Annotated in this window: 14 protein-coding genes and 1 tRNA gene; all 15 read left to right on the top strand. The window is 62.4% G+C overall.

Going from position 1 to position 16,545, the window contains the following annotated elements:
* The first annotated feature begins 180 nt into the window (after positions 1 to 180).
* The 15 genes from BN1139_RS19625 to hypE all read left to right on the top strand — a co-directional run bounded on the left by BN1139_RS19625 (position 181) and on the right by hypE (position 16,529).
* Positions 181 to 846: a 4Fe-4S dicluster domain-containing protein gene (locus tag BN1139_RS19625; RefSeq protein ID WP_005351526.1), complete on the top strand. Its 666-nt coding sequence runs from the start codon at positions 181 to 183 to the stop codon at positions 844 to 846.
* Positions 846 to 2,717 (top strand): hydrogenase 4 subunit B, encoded by a 1,872-nt coding sequence (gene hyfB / locus BN1139_RS19620; RefSeq protein ID WP_005351523.1) that lies wholly within the window; start codon positions 846 to 848, stop codon positions 2,715 to 2,717. The genes BN1139_RS19625 and hyfB overlap by 1 nt, the downstream gene beginning before the upstream one ends.
* Position 2,718: 1 nt before the next feature.
* A complete protein-coding gene (locus BN1139_RS19615; RefSeq protein WP_005351519.1) occupies positions 2,719 to 3,672 on the top strand; it encodes a respiratory chain complex I subunit 1 family protein in 954 nt (317 codons plus the stop codon).
* Between the two features lie 80 nt (positions 3,673 to 3,752).
* Positions 3,753 to 5,471 (top strand): hydrogenase large subunit, encoded by a 1,719-nt coding sequence (locus tag BN1139_RS19610; RefSeq protein ID WP_005351516.1) that lies wholly within the window; start codon positions 3,753 to 3,755, stop codon positions 5,469 to 5,471.
* Positions 5,472 to 5,480: 9 nt separating this feature from the next.
* Positions 5,481 to 6,038 carry a formate hydrogenlyase complex iron-sulfur subunit gene (locus tag BN1139_RS19605; protein ID WP_005351513.1) on the top strand — a complete coding sequence of 186 codons (558 nt, stop codon included), beginning with the start codon at positions 5,481 to 5,483 and terminating at the stop codon, positions 6,036 to 6,038.
* Positions 6,038 to 6,853 (top strand): NADH-quinone oxidoreductase subunit B family protein, encoded by an 816-nt coding sequence (locus tag BN1139_RS19600; RefSeq protein WP_005351511.1) that lies wholly within the window; start codon positions 6,038 to 6,040, stop codon positions 6,851 to 6,853. The genes BN1139_RS19605 and BN1139_RS19600 overlap by 1 nt, the downstream gene beginning before the upstream one ends.
* The gene (locus BN1139_RS19595; RefSeq protein WP_005351509.1) at positions 6,846 to 7,259 is read left to right on the top strand and encodes a formate hydrogenlyase maturation HycH family protein; all 414 of its coding nucleotides are present in this window, start codon (positions 6,846 to 6,848) and stop codon (positions 7,257 to 7,259) included. Before BN1139_RS19600 ends, BN1139_RS19595 begins: the two co-directional genes overlap by 8 nt.
* Positions 7,259 to 7,750 (top strand): hydrogenase maturation peptidase HycI, encoded by a 492-nt coding sequence (gene hycI, locus BN1139_RS19590; protein ID WP_005351508.1) that lies wholly within the window; start codon positions 7,259 to 7,261, stop codon positions 7,748 to 7,750. Before BN1139_RS19595 ends, hycI begins: the two co-directional genes overlap by 1 nt.
* A 213-nt stretch (positions 7,751 to 7,963) precedes the next feature.
* Positions 7,964 to 8,055: transfer RNA gene (locus BN1139_RS21505), tRNA-Sec, on the top strand.
* A 314-nt stretch (positions 8,056 to 8,369) separates the two neighbouring features.
* Complete coding sequence (gene selA / locus BN1139_RS19585) at positions 8,370 to 9,848, top strand: L-seryl-tRNA(Sec) selenium transferase (RefSeq protein WP_005351506.1); 1,479 nt, start codon at positions 8,370 to 8,372, stop codon at positions 9,846 to 9,848.
* Positions 9,849 to 9,852: 4 nt separating this feature from the next.
* Entirely contained in the window at positions 9,853 to 11,736 is a 1,884-nt protein-coding gene (gene selB, locus BN1139_RS19580) for a selenocysteine-specific translation elongation factor (RefSeq protein WP_005351503.1), read from the top strand.
* Positions 11,733 to 14,159, top strand: coding sequence for a carbamoyltransferase HypF (hypF, locus tag BN1139_RS19575; RefSeq protein WP_005351501.1), 2,427 nt, complete (start codon positions 11,733 to 11,735; stop codon positions 14,157 to 14,159). Before selB ends, hypF begins: the two co-directional genes overlap by 4 nt.
* A 5-nt stretch (positions 14,160 to 14,164) precedes the next feature.
* Positions 14,165 to 14,416, top strand: a complete 252-nt coding sequence (locus tag BN1139_RS19570) for a HypC/HybG/HupF family hydrogenase formation chaperone (RefSeq protein WP_005351497.1) — start codon at positions 14,165 to 14,167, stop codon at positions 14,414 to 14,416.
* Positions 14,410 to 15,528 carry a hydrogenase formation protein HypD gene (gene hypD, locus BN1139_RS19565; RefSeq protein WP_005351495.1) on the top strand — a complete coding sequence of 373 codons (1,119 nt, stop codon included), beginning with the start codon at positions 14,410 to 14,412 and terminating at the stop codon, positions 15,526 to 15,528. The genes BN1139_RS19570 and hypD overlap by 7 nt, the downstream gene beginning before the upstream one ends.
* Positions 15,525 to 16,529, top strand: coding sequence for a hydrogenase expression/formation protein HypE (hypE, locus tag BN1139_RS19560; protein WP_005351494.1), 1,005 nt, complete (start codon positions 15,525 to 15,527; stop codon positions 16,527 to 16,529). Before hypD ends, hypE begins: the two co-directional genes overlap by 4 nt.
* Positions 16,530 to 16,545: the final 16 nt, after the last annotated feature.

Raw genomic sequence — 16,545 nt, 5'->3', positions numbered from 1 at the left:
CGTCACAAGTGACGAACGTCACACTTCGACACCGCACAATCTCGGTACCACCTCGCGACAAAGAATTTAAAATCATTTAAAAACAGCAAGTTAAAATCAATTTCACGCCAGCGAACAATCTGGCCCGTATCTTGCCAACCTGCCCCTACTTTCTCCGTTCGCGACACGACAAGGTAGGCTATGAACCGCTTCGTTATCGCTGACCCCAAGCTTTGTATCGGCTGTGGCACCTGTATGGCGGCCTGCAGCGAGGTACACAAGGCGCAAGGTTTGCAGCAAGCCCCCCGTTTAACCGTTATGCGACACGAGCAGGCGACCATGCCGGTTCAGTGCCGTCACTGTGACGATGCCCCCTGCATCAAGGTGTGCCCGGTCGAGGCAATTCGCCAGACCGGCGATTGCGTGCAACTCAACGAGTCGCTCTGCATCGGCTGCAATCTCTGCGCCGTGGCCTGCCCGTTTGGCGCCATCCAGAGCGGCGGCAGCCGTCCGGTGGCCGTGGCCACCAGTTACGACACTTATATCCCCTGCTCCATCCGCTCCAGCAACCCCTCCACCTCCGCCGGCCTGCGCTGCTTTGGCGAGGATCTGCTGAGCTGGGAGCCGGGCGTGCGCAGCATCGCCGTCAAGTGCGACCTCTGTGAATTTCGCGCCGATGGCCCGGCCTGTGTCGGTGCCTGCCCCTCCCAGGCACTGAAGCTGGTCAATGACGGCGACACCGAACGCGCCGCCCGTATCCGTCGCCAGCAAGCGGCCGACACCAACCCGCAAGGGGCCTCTGCCTTCTCGGCGCCCGCCACGGCGCTCCCTGCATCCGATTTATCCACCACAGAGGGAGTTCGCTGATGTTGTCCCCCCTTGTAATGGCCACGCTCCTGCTCTTTTTGCTGGGCGCTGCCGCCGGTTTGCTCCTGCAAAAGCTGCCCGCACTGGCCAACCGTCTCAATAGCGGCCTTGCCCTGCTGGGGTCACTAGCGGGTCTGGTCGCCGCCATCCAGATCTTTGCTCAAGGCGCCCCCGTCGACGGCCAGCTCTGGCTGCTTGGCTCGGTGCACCTCGATATGCTCTCCGCGCTAATGCTGTTGGTGATTAGCACCGTCGGCGTCGCCGTCGCTCTCTACTCCTTTGCCTATATCCGCGAATATCAGGGCAAGGGGGATGTGGCCATCGGCGCGCTGATGAACCTCTTCCTCTTTGCCATGGTGGGCATGGTGCTGGCCGACAACGCGCTCGGTTTCTTGCTCTGCTACGAGCTGGTGACCCTCACCACCTACTGGCTGGTCAAGACTAACCCCGAGGCCGCCAAACAGAGCCGTCTCTACCTAGTGATGAACCATATCGGCATGGCGCTGGTGCTGATAGCCTTCTGGCTGCTCTGCCGTGAAAGCGGCTCGCTGGAGTTCGCTGCGCTGCGCGAGCACCATCTGGCGGGCGCATTGGCCTCCCTGGTGTTCCTGCTCAGCTTCTGCGGCTTTGGCCTGCGCGCCGGTTTCGTGCCGCTGCACGGCTGGCTGCCGGTGGCCGAACCCGTCGCCCCTTCCCATATCTCGGCGCTGATGTCCGGCGTCATGGTGAAGCTGGGTCTCTTTGGTATTTTGCGGGTCAGCATCGATTTTCTCGGCGCCAGTCAGCTCTGGTGGGGCTATGTGGTGCTGATCTTCGGTGCCTGCTCGGCAGTGCTCGGGGTGCTGTTTGCGCTGGCCGAACACGATCTCAAGCGGCTGCTCGCCTACCACACGGTGGAGAACATCGGCATCATCCTGATGGGGATGGGTATCGGCATGATCGGCATCGCCAACCAGCAACCGGCACTGGTGGTGCTGGGGCTGCTCGGTGCCCTCTATCACCTGCTCAACCACGCCATCTTCAAGAGCCTGCTCTTTATGGGCACCGGCTCCGTGATGTTCCGCCTGCACACCCGCGACATGGACAAGATGGGGGGGCTGGCCAAGCTGATGCCCTGGACCGCGCTGGCGTTCCTCATCGGTGCAATGGCCATCTCGGCGCTGCCGCCGCTCAACGGCTTTGTCAGCGAGTGGTTTATCTATCAGTCGCTCCTTTCCATGACCAAGCTCGGCACCTCCGTCGTCGCGCCGCTCGCGGTAGTGATGCTGGCAGTGACCGGCGCCATGGCGGTGATGTGTTTCGTCAAGGTGTATGGCATCTGCTTCTGCGGCGCCCCGCGCAGCGAACACGCGAGCCACGCCCGCGAAGTGCCGGGCGCCATGGTGGCAGGCACCCTGCTGCTGGCCGCGGTCTGTCTGGTGCTGGGTCTGGGCGCCCCCTGGATTGCCCCCCATATCGCCAGCTATGGCCAAGCCTTGGTAAGCGGCCAAATGAACGTGGCCACCGGCGCCACCCTGCTGCCACTCGATAGCAGCCAGGCGATCCTCTCCCCGCCCGTTATCGCCATCACCCTGCTGGGTCTGTTCCTCATCCCGTTGCTGGTACTGGCCATCTTCAAGGGCCCCAAGCTGGGTCGTCGTCACGCTGGCACCCCGTGGGCTTGTGGTTACGCCTATGAGGAGCGCATGAGCCTCACCTCTGGCGGTGTCACCCACACCTTGCGCCAACTCTGCGCGCCGCTCTATCGCAAGCAGCCGCAGCTCGATCTGGCCAGCGCCCTGCACGGGGTGGGCGATACCAGCGGGACAACCAGCTGGTTGCTGCATGGTGTTGTGCTGGCGCTCTTTATCCTGATGGCTGTAGGAGTCTGATATGCCTGTTCTTGAAATGCCGAGCTGGGGCATGGTTGCCCTCGCCCTGACCCAGGCCATCGCCATGCTGGCGCTGGCACCGCTCGCCACCGGTTTCAACCGGGTGCTGCGGGCCAAGATGCACTCCCGTCAGGGGCCGGGCCTGCTGCAGGATTACCGGGATATCGCCAAGCTCCTGCGCCGTCAGGAGGTGACCCCGGAGCCTGCCGGCATCATCTTCAACCTGATGCCTGCGCTGCTCATCGCCGCCCTCTTGCTGGTAGGGATGGCGCTGCCAACCCTGACTCACGAGTCTCCCTTCCCCATCGCCGGGGATCTCATCACCGATATCTATCTGTTCGCCATCTTCCGCTTCTTCTTTTCGCTGGCGGGGCTCGACAGCGGCAGCATGTTTGCAGGGATCGGTGCCCGCCGCGAGCTGACCCTCGGCATTATGGTGGAGCCCATTCTGGTGCTCGCCTGCTTCATCATGGCGATGATGGTGGGCAGCTCGGATCTGGGCAACATCAGCAGCTATGTAGCGACCCAGCCACTGGCCGCTCCCATCGCTACCCTCTTGGCGGGTGCCGCCTGCGCCTTCGCGGTGTTTGTCGAGATGGGCAAGCTGCCCTTTGACTGCGCCGAAGCCGAGCAGGAGCTGCAGGAGGGGCCGCTCACCGAGTATTCCGGTGCGGGTCTCGCCCTGCTCAAGCTCTCCATCGGCCTCAAGCAGCTGGTGGTGGTGCAGCTCTTTCTGGTGATTTTCCTGCCCTTCGGCAAGGCGGCCAACTGGAGCCTGCCTGCGCTCATCGGCGCGGCGCTGATCCTCGCCTGCAAGCTGCTGGTGGCCTTTTTGCTGGCCGGCATCATCGAAAACGCCATGGCCCGTACCCAGTTCGTGCGCACCCACAAGCTCACCCGCTACGGCTTGGGGCTGGCCCTGCTGGCGCTGCTCGCCTATCTGGTCGGGGTCTGAGCCATGCCCGCCAGCACAGCAACTTTTTCCGATTTCACCTTTACCGAATGCTCATTCCCGAACATTAAAGTGAGAACTGCATGACCATCGCCATTTCGGATCGCATCGGCTGCGACTACATCCAGCAGGTGCGAGCACAACTGCCCCACGCCATCGTCGACGAGGAGTGGCAAACCGCCGATCAGGCCACCATTACCGTCAAGCCCACCAGTCTGGTCGAGACCGCCAGCCTGATCTTCCATCAGCTGGGGGGCTGGCTTCCGCTCTCCTTTGCCAATGACGAGCGCAGCCTCAACGGCCACTTCGCCGTCTACCACGTCTTCTCCATGGAGGGCGACACCAAATGCTGGATCACCGTCAAGGTGCTGGTGGATGCCGATACCCAGGAGTACCCTTCCATCACCCCGACCATTCCGGCGGCGGTATGGGGCGAGCGGGAGATCCGCGACATGTACGGCCTGCGCGCCATCGGCCTGCCGGACGAACGCCGTCTGGTACTGCCGGACGACTGGCCGGAGGATATCCACCCCCTGCGCAAGGACGCCATGGATTATCGCCAGCGCCCGATGCCCACCACCGACACCGAGACCTACCCCTTCGTCAACGAGCTGGGCAGTGATGCCAACCGCATCGTGCCGGTCGGCCCGCTGCACATCACCTCGGACGAACCGGGCCACTTTCGTCTGTTCGTCGATGGGGAAGACATCATCGATGCCGACTACCGCCTCTTCTATGTCCATCGCGGCATGGAAAAACTGGCAGAAACCCGGATGGGCTACAACGAAGTGGCGTTTCTGACCGACCGGGTCTGCGGCATCTGCGGCTTTACCCACAGCGTCGCCTACACCACCTCGGTGGAGAACGCCATGGGTATTCCGGTGCCGGAGCGGGCCAAGATGATCCGCGCCGTGCTGCTGGAGGTGGAGCGCCTGCACAGCCATATCCTCAACATCGGCCTGTCGAGCCACTTCACCGGTTTCGACACCGGCTTCATGCAGTTCTTCCGGGTACGGGAAAAATCCATGACCCTGGCCGAGCTGCTGACCGGCGCGCGCAAGACCTACGGTCTCAACCTGATTGGCGGGGTACGCCGCGACATCTTCAAGGAAGATCGCATCAAGGGTGCCCAGCTGGTGCGCGAGCTCCGTGATGAGTTGAAACCGCTGGTGGCCATGCTGCTGGATACCGCCAACATCTCCTCCCGCCTCATCGGTATCGGCAAGCTCGAGCCGCAAATTGCCCGCGATTTCAGCTGCGTCGGCCCCATGATGCGGGCGAGCGGCTTCAAGCGCGACGTGCGTCGGGTTCACGACTTTGCCGGCTACCGCGAGCTGCCGATGGAGATCCAGACCAAGGCGGGTTGCGATGTGCAATCCCGGGTGCTGGTGCGCATCCACGAGCTCTACGACTCCCTCGACATGATTGAGTTTGGTCTTGAGCATCTGCCGGAGGGGCCGCTGTTGACCGAAGGGTTCACCTACCAGCCGGGCAAGTTTGCACTGGGCTTTACCGAAGCGCCCCGCGGCGAGAACGTCCACTGGAGCATGACCGGAGATAACCAGAAGCTGTTCCGCTGGCGCTGCCGCGCCGCCACCTACGCCAACTGGCCCGCTCTGCGCTACATGCTGCGCGGCAATACCGTGGCGGATGCACCGCTCATCATCGGTAGTCTGGATCCCTGCTACTCCTGTACCGACCGGGTCACCCTGGTCGACCCCAAGAAGGGCAAATCCACCGTGGTCTCCTACAAGGAGATCGAGCGCTACGGCATCGATCGCAAAAACTCTCCGCTGAAATAAGGGGTCATCATGATCAAGCTGTTCAAGACCATCCTCAAGGCTGGCACCCCGACCGCCAAGTACCCCTTCGCTCCTATTGATGTGAACCGGGATTTTCGCGGCAAACCGAAATATCAGGCGGATCAGTGCATCGCCTGCGCCGCCTGCACCAAGGCCTGCCCGGCCAATGCGCTGGTGATGGAAGTGGACATGGAGACCGGCGAACGGCGCTGGGAGATCTCCATGGCGCGCTGCATCTTCTGCGGCCGCTGCGAGGAGGTCTGCCCGACCCGCGCCATCGCCCTCTCCCCCGAATTCGAGCTGGCGGTGACCAACAAGGCGGATCTCTATGAGGAAGCCCGCTTCGCGTTGGCCCCCTGCACCCTGTGCGGCACCTACTTTGCCCCGAGCAAGCTGGTGGCGCTGGTGGAGGACACTCTCAAGCAGGCGGGCACCCCGCTGGCTACCCCGGAGCGACTGCACCACTGCCCCGACTGCAAACGAAAACAGAGCATGCTGAGCCAGCCTGACTCGGCCCTGATCACACCGATAGCCACACCGATGGCCGCACAAAAGGAGTGGATGTGATGAGCAAGATCCAAGGCATAGAACCGGTTGTCGGCCATGCCCATACCCGCGCCGTGCCGCTGGCACAAGATCCCGAGATCACCAAACTCAAGAAGACCCTGCTGAAAGACATTCGCCGCTCGGCCTATGTCTACCGGGTCGATTGCGGCGGCTGCAACGCCTGCGAGATCGAGATCTTCGCCACCATCACCCCGCTGTTTGATGCCGAGCGTTTCGGCATCAAGGTGGTCGCCTCCCCCCGCCACGCCGACATCCTGCTCTTTACCGGCGCGGTGACCCGGGCGATGCGGGTACCGGCCCTGCGCGCCTACGAGGCGGCACCCGATCCCAAGATCTGCATTGCCTACGGCGCCTGCGGCTGTGACGGTGGCATCTTCCACGACCTCTACTGCGTCTGGGGCGGCACCGACAAGATCGTGCCGGTGGATGTCTATATCCCCGGCTGCCCTCCGACACCGGCGGCTACCATCTACGGCTTTGCCGTGGCGCTCGGTCTGCTTGAGCAGAAACTCAAAGCCACCAGCCACGAGGTGCAACCGGGTGAGCGGGTCGAGCTGCGCCACACCGGCATCCCCAATGAAATCCGGGTGATGATCGAGCGCGAAGCGCGCCGCATGGCCGGTTATCGTCAGGGGCGGATCATTGCCGACGAATTCATGGCCCTGCTCGAAGGGGCGACCCAGCAGGATGTGGATCTGCGCATCCAGAGCTACCTCGATCAGCACGACGATCCGCGCCTCTCGGAGATCGTCAACAACCTCGCAAACGCCTGCCTCAACCGGGCGGCCGGCAAGGGAGAGGCGGTACATGGCTGACGAGGTTTTCTTCTATCGCCTCTCGCGCAAGTTCGTCGACGAGCAGTTCGACGTGCCGGAAGAGGCCAGGGAGGTGATGTACTACAGCCTCGCCATCGGCCACCACCTCGGCATCGTCGATTGCCTGCGAGCAGACCTGGTCTGCTCGCTGACCGGTTATCGCGACTGGGTAGCCAAGCTGCCAGAGGGGAGTGAAGCGCGCCGCAAGATGGAGGGATTTCTCACCTTTGGCGAGATCACCATCTATCGCGAGCACTGCCATATGCTGGCCTGCGCCTTCGACCGACTGCGCAAAGCCGACAATCTACTCGATGAGCAGGAGCTGGGCTGGACCAACACCTTTATGGATCAGCTGACCGCCCTCTTTAACGACCCCCATATGTACCTGATGGTAAGGAGCCGCTGATGGGCTGCAATCTCGTGTTGACCGTGGGCAATGCCATGATGGGGGACGACGGTGCCGGCCCCTATCTCGCCGACAAGCTGCAGGCCACCCCCCTGCCCGGCTGGATCCATATCGACGGCGGCATCGCGCCGGAAAATGTGGTCTACAAGGTGCGGGAGCTGCAACCTGAGCGGGTGGTGCTGGTGGATGCCGCCGAGATCGGCGAAAAGGCGGGTACCCTGCAGGTGATCCCCCCCGAGACAATCGCCGAGATGTTTATCTTCTCGACCCACAATATGCCGCTCAATTTCCTGATCGACGAGCTCAAGACCTTTGTCCCCGAGGTGATCTTTGTCGGGGTACAACCGGCCATAGTGGCGTTCTCTTTCCCGATGACCGAGATGGTGAGTGAGGCGATGGATTATCTTTATCAGCATCTTGATGCAGCCAAAGATACCGACTTGTTAATAGAGAAACTGGAGCAGTGGAATATTGCCAACGCCAAGCGGTGATTATTTATCGAATTGTTAACGACCGTTATTGACCAACGGTTCCGGCAATGTGATCGAGGCCCGATGTTAAATTAAAAACATCGGGCTAACTGTGCTGAACTTGATATAAAACAAGGTTCTTTGATTTTTTCAAAAAATCGCTAACTCTCGCTTTTTTATGACAAAAAAAGCGTTGCCAGTCACATAAATTTGCCACAAAATGGCGACCGTTACGGAAGTTGATGGGGTCTGGTGGCCTCCTCGGTCTTCAAAACCGATGTGAGCCGAGAAGGCTTTGGCAGGTTCGATTCCTGCCTCTTCCGCCAAATTTATCTATTGAACAAATACTCTCCCGCTGAATTTTTTGGCCTGGATGTTATTTCCATTGTTTGTTCAATATGTTTGAAAGAATACCTTAAAAAAGGTGCTTGCCGCTTGCCAATATAATCCGAACTCAGGTTATCTCGCTGGCCAAAAATTAATTTATCAGCATCAATGCAGCATTAATTTATACCCGCTCATTAATGCACCCAATTTGCAGTCATCCGCAAATCGCCAGCAGTGCCATAACCCGTCAGCTCGGCCTCTCTATCGGCAAACCGGTGCGCATCCCGAACCCACGCACTGCACTGGTAATCCCATGCCGAACTCGTCTCACGCGCCAGCCATCCCCCACCGCCAGCCCGCATCAGGTACGGCTGCCGACGATTCACTGCCAGATTCACAGCAACAGCCCAACCAGCAACAAACACGCCGTTTGCCACAAGTGGAACAGCTGCTGCAGCAACCCTTTCTCGCCGGTTTTATCGAGGCGCTGAGCCGCCCGCTGGTGACTCAGGCGGTGCGCGACACCCTGAGCGAGCTGCGCCAGAGCGAAGATTTTCGCCAGCACGACGTCGCCCCCGGGCAGATCGAGGCGCTGATTGCCAAACGCTGCCAACAGCAGTTGCGCCAGCGTCAAACCCGGGTGATCAACGCCACCGGCACCCTGGTGCATACCAATCTGGGACGCTCACCGCTAAGTGCCGATCTGTGGGACGAGGTGCGCGACCTCAACACCGGCTACAACAATCTGGAGCTGGATCTCGCCACCGGCAAGCGCGGCGGGCGCAAGGGGCTGATCGCCCCCCTGCTCCGTTGCCTCACCCAGGCCGAGGATTCGCTGGTGGTCAACAACAACGCAGCTTCCCTCTTCCTGTTGCTGCAGGAGGTGGCCAAGGGGCGCGAGGTGATCGTCTCGCGCGGCGAGCAGATCCAGATTGGCGGCGGCTTTCGCATCCCCGACATTCTGGCCCTCTCCGGCGCCAAACTGGTGGAGGTGGGCACCACCAATATCACTACCGCCAAAGATTACCTCGATGCCATCACCGATCAGACCGCGCTGGTACTGATGGTGCACAGATCCAATTTCGCCATTCGCGGCTTTACCGAATCCCCCGATATCGGCGAGGTGGCCCGCGCCCTGCCCGAGCACGTGGTGCTGGCGGTGGATCAGGGCTCCGGCTTGACCACCGAAGAGTTTGCGCCGGACGAAACCTCGGTACGGCAGTACATCAAGGCGGGGGCGGATCTGGTCTGCTACTCAGGCGACAAGCTCTTGGGGGGCCCGCAATCGGGCATCATCAGTGGCCGCAGCGACCTTATCAAGCGGCTGGAAAAACACCCCATGATGCGTACCTTCCGCCCGAGCCGCATCGTCTACTCCCTGCTCGAACGTCTGCTCATCCACAAGCTCAACAAATCTCCCATCGGTGAGGGCATTGCCCAACGCACCTTGAGCAACCCCGCCGCCATGCAGGCGAGAGCCTCCCAGCTGATGGCCGCCCTGCCCAGTTGTTTTGTACCCGTCCCCGCCCAGCTGGTGGTGGGCGGCGGCACCTTGCCGGACGAGTTCTACCCCGCGCCTGCGCTGGAGTGCACCGACCCGCGCCCGGCCCAGCAGCTGCTCGATGCGCTGCGCGAACTGCCGGTGCCGGTCATCGCCACCGTGCGCCAGCAGAAGGTGCTGCTCAATATGGCCACCCTGCTGCCGACCGAGATGGAACTGCTGATCGCCCAACTCAGGGAGTTGCTACTGCCCGCCCCGTTCAATGCAACAAATGCGACCGAGGAGCCCTGATCCCATGACCCCCTATCGCGCCGTTATCGGTCTTGCCGGCCACGTGGATCACGGCAAGACCCTGCTGATCAAGGCCCTTACCGGCATCACCACCGCCCGCGCCCATGAGCAGGCCATCGGCATGACCCAGGATCTCGGCTTTGCCCACTTTGACGACGGTCAGGGCAACACCATAGGCGTCATCGACGTGCCCGGCCACGAGCGCTATATCCGCAACATGGTGGCGGGGCTCTGGAGTCTGGATCTGGTGCTGCTGGTGATTGCCGCCGACGAGGGGTGGATGCCGATGACCGGCGATCACCTGCGCCTGCTCAAGGCGATGGGGGTACCGCGCCTCTTGGTCTGCATCAACAAGTGCGATCTGGTCTCCCCTGACGAGCTTTTGCTGTTGGAGGAGAGCCTGCTGGAGCGGGTGATGGACGAGAGCGGCATGGTGCCCGATATCGTCAGCGTCAGCGCCAAAACCGGCGAGAATATGGCTGCCCTGCACACCGCCATCGTGCGCCAGCTTGCCGAGCTACCTACCTCACACGCTGCCCGCGAGCAGAGCGCCCCGCGACTGTATGTAGACAGGGTCTTTACCGCCAATGGCACCGGTACCGTGCTGACCGGCACATTGCAACAGGGCCGCCTCAAGGTGGGGGACAAGCTGCGCCTCTACCCCGCCGATCGGGAGGTGCAGGTGCGCTCCCTGCAGGCCTATCACCAGAGCGTCGACGAGATCGGCGCTGTCTGCCGGGTGGCAGTGGGCCTGAAAAAAGTGCCCCACAAGGAGGTGGCCCGCGGTCACTGCCTTACCAACGCCGCTGGCCAGTGCGAGGCGGCAACCCACCTTATCGTGCGGCTCTGCGAGGTCGGCGGCAGCATCCGGGAACAGCGCAACCGCGAGGTCGAAGTGGCCCTTGGCAGCTGGCATGGCCGAGCCCGTTTCGTCCCCATCAAGGATACCCAACTGGCGCGACTGATCTTTACCAGTCCCATCCCCTGCTTCTTCGGCCAGCCGCTCGCCATCATTCGCCACGGCAGCAGCGAACTGCTGCACGGCGCCCGCATCGTCTGGTGCGGCGACATCCACCCCGCCAGACGCAAGGCACTGCACACTCTGCTGGGCGAGCTGCCTGATGACTTGGAGGGCTACAACCCCGCAGCCTTGCAGCTGGGGCTCAACGGCTATGTGCTGGCCAGCCGCTTTGACCAGCAGCCAGAGCAGGCCACACCCCTCGGTGAATGGCTGCTGGATAGCTGCTGGCTGGCCCAAAGTCGCGACCAACTGCTGGCTACGCTGGCCAGCGAACCGCTCAGCGCTGCAGAGCTTGCAACCCGCTTTGGCATCGCCCTGCCGGTCACTCAGGCCCTACTCCAGCAGCTCAAGAGCGAGCAGCACATTCGCCTGCACCATGACAAGTGGCAGCCGGGCAGCGGCGAGTCGGAAGACGATCTGGGAGAAGAGGCGCAGCTGGTACTCAAGGTGGTGCGAGATCAAGGCAAGGAGGGTTACGAGCCCGGTAAACTGGGCCCCGGCGGCGTGGAGCTGGATCCCTTTATCACCCGCAAGCTGCCCGTCGCCCTGCAGCAGGGCTTGCAGCAAAAAGGCGCGTTGCAAAAGCAGCTGCGCAACCTGGCGCGACTCAAGTATCTGGTGCAGCTCGATGGCCCCATCTACTACGACGCCGTGCTTTACAACCAGATGGTCGCCGCCGTGCTGGCGGGCCAGCAGGTGGGAGCTCTGATCGACATGGCATCCCTCAAGGAGATCACCGGTTTGTCGCGCAAATACGCCATTCCGTTCTGCCTGCGCATGGAGATGGATGGCTGGGTGCGGCGCGAGGAGAACGAGCGCCGGGTGCTGCGCTTGCCGCAGACTCAAGATGAGATGGAGCCGGCATGAGCGCCACCATCGCCCCCTCTAGCTCTCCCAATCCTGTGGCCAACCGGCTGCGCCGCGAATTTCATATCGACGGCATAGTGCAGGGGGTCGGCTTTCGCCCCTTCGTCTATGGGCTGGCGCTACGCCATGGCCTTACCGGCTATGTGCTGAACGATGCCAACGGCGTCACCATAGGCGCTGAAGGCTCCCCCGAGCAGCTGGCCGCCTTTGCCCGCGAACTGCGGGAATTGGCGCCGTCACTGAGCCGAATCGATCATTTCAACGAGCGGGAACTGCCCCAAGATCCGGATCCCGACTACAACGGCGCCTTTCATATCAAGGCCAGCCAGCAGCAGAGCGCCGCTACGGTCGCCATCTCGCCGGATCAGGGGATGTGCGAGGCGTGCGCCAACGATGTGGCCAACCCCAAAGATCGCCACCACCACTACCCCTTTACCAACTGCACCCACTGCGGCCCGCGCTACACCATTATCCGCCGCCTCCCCTACGACCGCCCCCACACCGCCATGGCCGACTTTGCCATGTGCCCGCGCTGTGCGGCGGCTTATGAAAACCCGCTGGACAGACGCTACCATGCCCAGCCGGTGAGCTGCCCCGAGTGCGGGCCGCATCTGACCTGGCGCAGCGGCAACGGCGATGCGCTGGCCGAGCGCGAGGATGCGCAGCAAGCAGCTGCAAGCGCCCTGCAAGCGGGGTCGCTGATTGCGGTCAAGGGGATGGGGGGTTATCACCTGATGTGTGATGCCCGCAATGAACAGAGTGTTGCCAGATTGCGAACGCTCAAGCGGCGCGCGCGCAAGCCACTGGCGGTGATGATGGGCTCCCTTGCCGAGGCCAAATTGCATGTCACCGGCAGCGAAGACGAGTGGAAGCTGCTCGCCTCTCAGGCCAGACCCATCACATTGCTGCACAAGAGCAAAAATGATGATCGGCACTCAGAATCTGGACCCTCAGCCGCGCCGCTGGCCGAGGGGATAGCCCCCGGCATCCCCTACCTTGGAGTTATGCTCCCCTATACCCCGCTCCATCAGCTGCTGCTGGATGCCTGCGCCATGCCGTTGGTGGCCACCAGCGCCAATGGTCGCGGCAGCCCAATCCTTATCGAGTGCGAGGCGGTGGTCAGGGAGCTCGGCAGCGAGATTGACGGCATCCTGGATCACAACCGCCCCATCCTGCACCCTTGCGACGACAGTCTGGTGCAGTGGGCAGGCGGGCGGCGCCAGACGTTGCGCCTCGCCCGGGGCTATGCCCCCTGCACCCCCAGCCTGCAACAGGCGGTCAAGGTACCGCTGCTGGCGGTCGGGGCGCAGCAGAAGAACCAGCTGGCGCTCGCCTTCAGCCGCCAGCGCATCTACAGCCCCTATATCGGCGATCTGCACAGCCTGCCGATGCAGGAGCACTTCGAGCAGACCCTGGCCACCTTTCGCGAACTCTACGATCTCAAGCCAGAACTGCTGGTCTCGGATCGCCACCCCGGCTACCTCAGCCACCAGTGGGCCAAAAGCTATTGCCAGGATCAAGGTGCAACCCATCTCGAGGTGCAGCACCATCACGCTCACCTGCTGGGGGTGATGGCCGAGCACAACATCATAGGCCCGGTGCTGGGGGTTGCCTTTGACGGCACCGGCCTTGGGGATGACGGCACCCTCTGGGGCGGTGAGCTGCTGATCGCAGACGTTCAGGGATTTGAGCGCGTTGCCCATCTCAGGCTTTTCAAGCTGATCGGCGGCGAGGCGGCCATCCGCGAGCCGGTGCGCCAGCTGCTGGGGCTGCTGTTTGAATCGCATAGCCCTGAGCAGATCAGCGCCCTCGATATTCCGTTGATCAAGCAAGTGCCCCTTAAGCGGATCAGCAACCTGCACCAGCTCTGGCATCTCGGTCGCAACGCCCCCTACACCAGCTCCATCGGTCGGCTGTTCGATGCGGTGGCGGCGCTCTTGGGAGTGATCGATACCCCGGATTACGAGGGCGAAGCGGGACTCCTGCTGGAGGCAGCCGCCTTGCAGCTGGCCCCCGATGAATTGCCCTTCCCCCTCGCCTTTGATCTCAGCCAATCAACAGAGGGACCACTGCAGATCCAGTGGGCCGAGCTCATCAATACCCTTGTCAGCGAGCGGCACAAAGGCACCTCCACCGCCAGCCTGGCCGCCGGTTTTATCCGCGCCATCAGCAATCTGGTCATCGCCCTTGCCGAACGCTTCCCCGGCTATCCGGTGGCGCTCGGGGGCGGCGTCGTTCAAAACCGGGTGCTGATGGACCAGCTGGTGCCCGCACTCGAAGCGGCCGGTCGGCAGGTATTGACCAGCGAAACCCTGCCGCTCAATGACGGTGGCATCGCCGCCGGTCAGCTCTGGTTTGCCATCCACCATATTGCCACGCACCAGCCTGTCACCACCGGCGGTGCCACCTTGTCGGAGTCCTGAAATTCATGTGTCTATCCATCCCCTCTCAGGTGGTGCAACTGCACCCCGAAGATAACTGCGTCACCGTCGACACCCTGGGAGTGCAGCGACGCGTCAGCTGCATGCTGCTCGAAGAGCCTCTCCAGGTGGGCGACTATGTGCTGCTCCATATCGGCTTTGTGATGAGCAAGATTGACCAGGAGGAGGCACAGGCCAGCCTCGAGAGCTTCCGCCAGATGGTGGCCCTGATGCCCAAACAGGATATCTTGCCATGCTGACCCTCAATGATCTCTTTCAGGGCTTTCGCCAGCCCGAGGTGATCCGCGCCCTCGCCGCCCAGATCACCGAACTGGCCAAATTACTCCCCGGACCACTGCGGGTGATGGAGGTGTGCGGCGGTCATACCCACACCATCATGAAGTACGGCCTGCACCAGCTGCTGCCAGCCAACATCGAGTTCGTTCACGGCCCCGGCTGCCCAGTCTGCATCATGCCAAAAGAGCGCATCGATCAGGCCATCGAGCTGGCCCGCCAGCCCAACGTCATTCTGGTCACCCTGGGGGACATGATCCGGGTGCCGGGCTCCAAGGGCACGCTGGCCCAGCAGCGCGCCAAGGGGAGCGATATCCGTCCGATCTATGACCCCCTCGACGCCCTGCGTATCGCCCGTGAGAACCCTGAGAAAACCGTGGTCTTCTTCGCCATCGGTTTCGAGACCTCTACCCCGATGACCGCCGCCTTGCTGGCTGCCGCTGAAGAAGAAGGGGCCCTGAACCTGCTGTTTCATATCAACCATGTGCTGGTGCCCCCCGCCATTCATGCGGTGATGGCCGACGGGGTGGCCAAGGTGAACGCCTTTATCGGCCCCTCCCACGTCAGTGTCATTACCGGCGCCGATATCTACCTGCCCATCGTCGATCGCTATCAGGTGCCGGTGGTGGTGAGCGGCTTCGAACCGGTGGATGTGATGGAGGCGCTCTTGATGATGGTGCGCCAGAAGGTGGAGGGTCGCTACGCGCTGGAGGTGCAGTACAGCCGCGCCGTCACCGCCAGCGGCAATAAAGCCGCCCAGCGGCTGGTCGAGCGCTTTTTCGAGACCCGCGAGCACTTTCGCTGGCGAGGCCTCGGCGATATCAACGCCTCCGCCCTGCGCCTGCGCGATGCGTTTGCCAAGCGCGATGCGGAGCGCCACTTCGCGCTCAATCAGACTCCCATCGATGACCATAAGGCGTGCCAGTGCGCCGATATCCTGCGCGGCCTGGCCAAACCGAACCAGTGCAAAGTCTTTGGCCGGGGCTGCACCCCGACCCAGCCCATGGGCAGCTGCATGGTCAGCTCCGAAGGGGCCTGCAATGCCTACTACCGATATATGGGGATCCAGGAACAATGAGAGAAATCCAACTTAGCCACGGCGGCGGTGGTGTCGAGATGAACCAGCTGCTCAACCAGCTCTTCTTTCGCCACTTTGGCAACGAGATCCTGCTGCGCGGTGAAGATGCAGCCCTGCTGCCGGTTGAGGGCCCCGTCGCCTTCACCACCGACAGCTTTACCGTCTCGCCGCTCTTCTTCGAGGGGGGTGATATCGGCAAGCTGGCTATCGCCGGCACGGTCAACGATCTCGCCATGATGGGGGCCAAACCCGAGTATCTGAGCTGCAGCTTTATTATCGAGGAGGGCTTCCCCTACGCCGATCTCGCCCGCATCGTCGAGTCGATGGCGGCAGAGCTTGCCAAAAGCGGCGCCCGCATCGTCTGCGGCGACACCAAGGTGGTGCCCAAGGGGGCGGCCGACAAGATCTTTATCAACACCAGCGGGGTCGGTACCTTCCCGCTGCCTGAGCAGAGCCGGGGCATCTCGGTACGCAACCTCAAAGCCGGTGACGCCATTCTGGTGTCGCGGGATATCGGCAGCCACGGCGCCTGCATCCTGATGGCCCGCGATGCCCTGCAACTGGGATCTGATCTGAAAAGCGACTGCACCACCCTCTGGCCGCAAGTAGAAGCGCTGCTGCAAGCGGGGATCACCCCCCACGCCCTGCGCGATGCCACCCGCGGTGGCCTCGCCGCAGTGCTCAATGAATGGAGCACTGCCTCCCAGGTGGCCATCGAGCTGGAGGAGTCCGCCATTCCGGTCTGCGATCCGGTGCGCGGCCTGTGCGAGCTCTACGGTTTCGAGCCCCATGATCTCGCCAACGAGGGGACCATGGTGCTGGCCCTGCCAGCCGAACAGGCGCAGGACGCGCTGGGCATCTTGCGGCAATTCAACCCCGCAGCCAGTCAGATCGGCGTGGTGCAGGCGAGCGATCGCCACAAGGTGATCCTCAACAACCCCTGGGGCAGCCGCCGCTATCTGGAGCTGCCGCAAGGGGAGCTGCTGCCGCGGATCTGTTGAGCGGCCATGCCGTTCC

The sequence above is a fragment of the Aeromonas veronii bv. veronii genome (genome assembly GCF_000820225.1).
In the GTDB taxonomy this organism is placed as follows: domain Bacteria; phylum Pseudomonadota; class Gammaproteobacteria; order Enterobacterales; family Aeromonadaceae; genus Aeromonas; species Aeromonas veronii.
The sequence above is the reverse complement of the archived record's forward strand: the minus strand, read 5'-3'. Positions and strand labels throughout refer to the sequence as shown.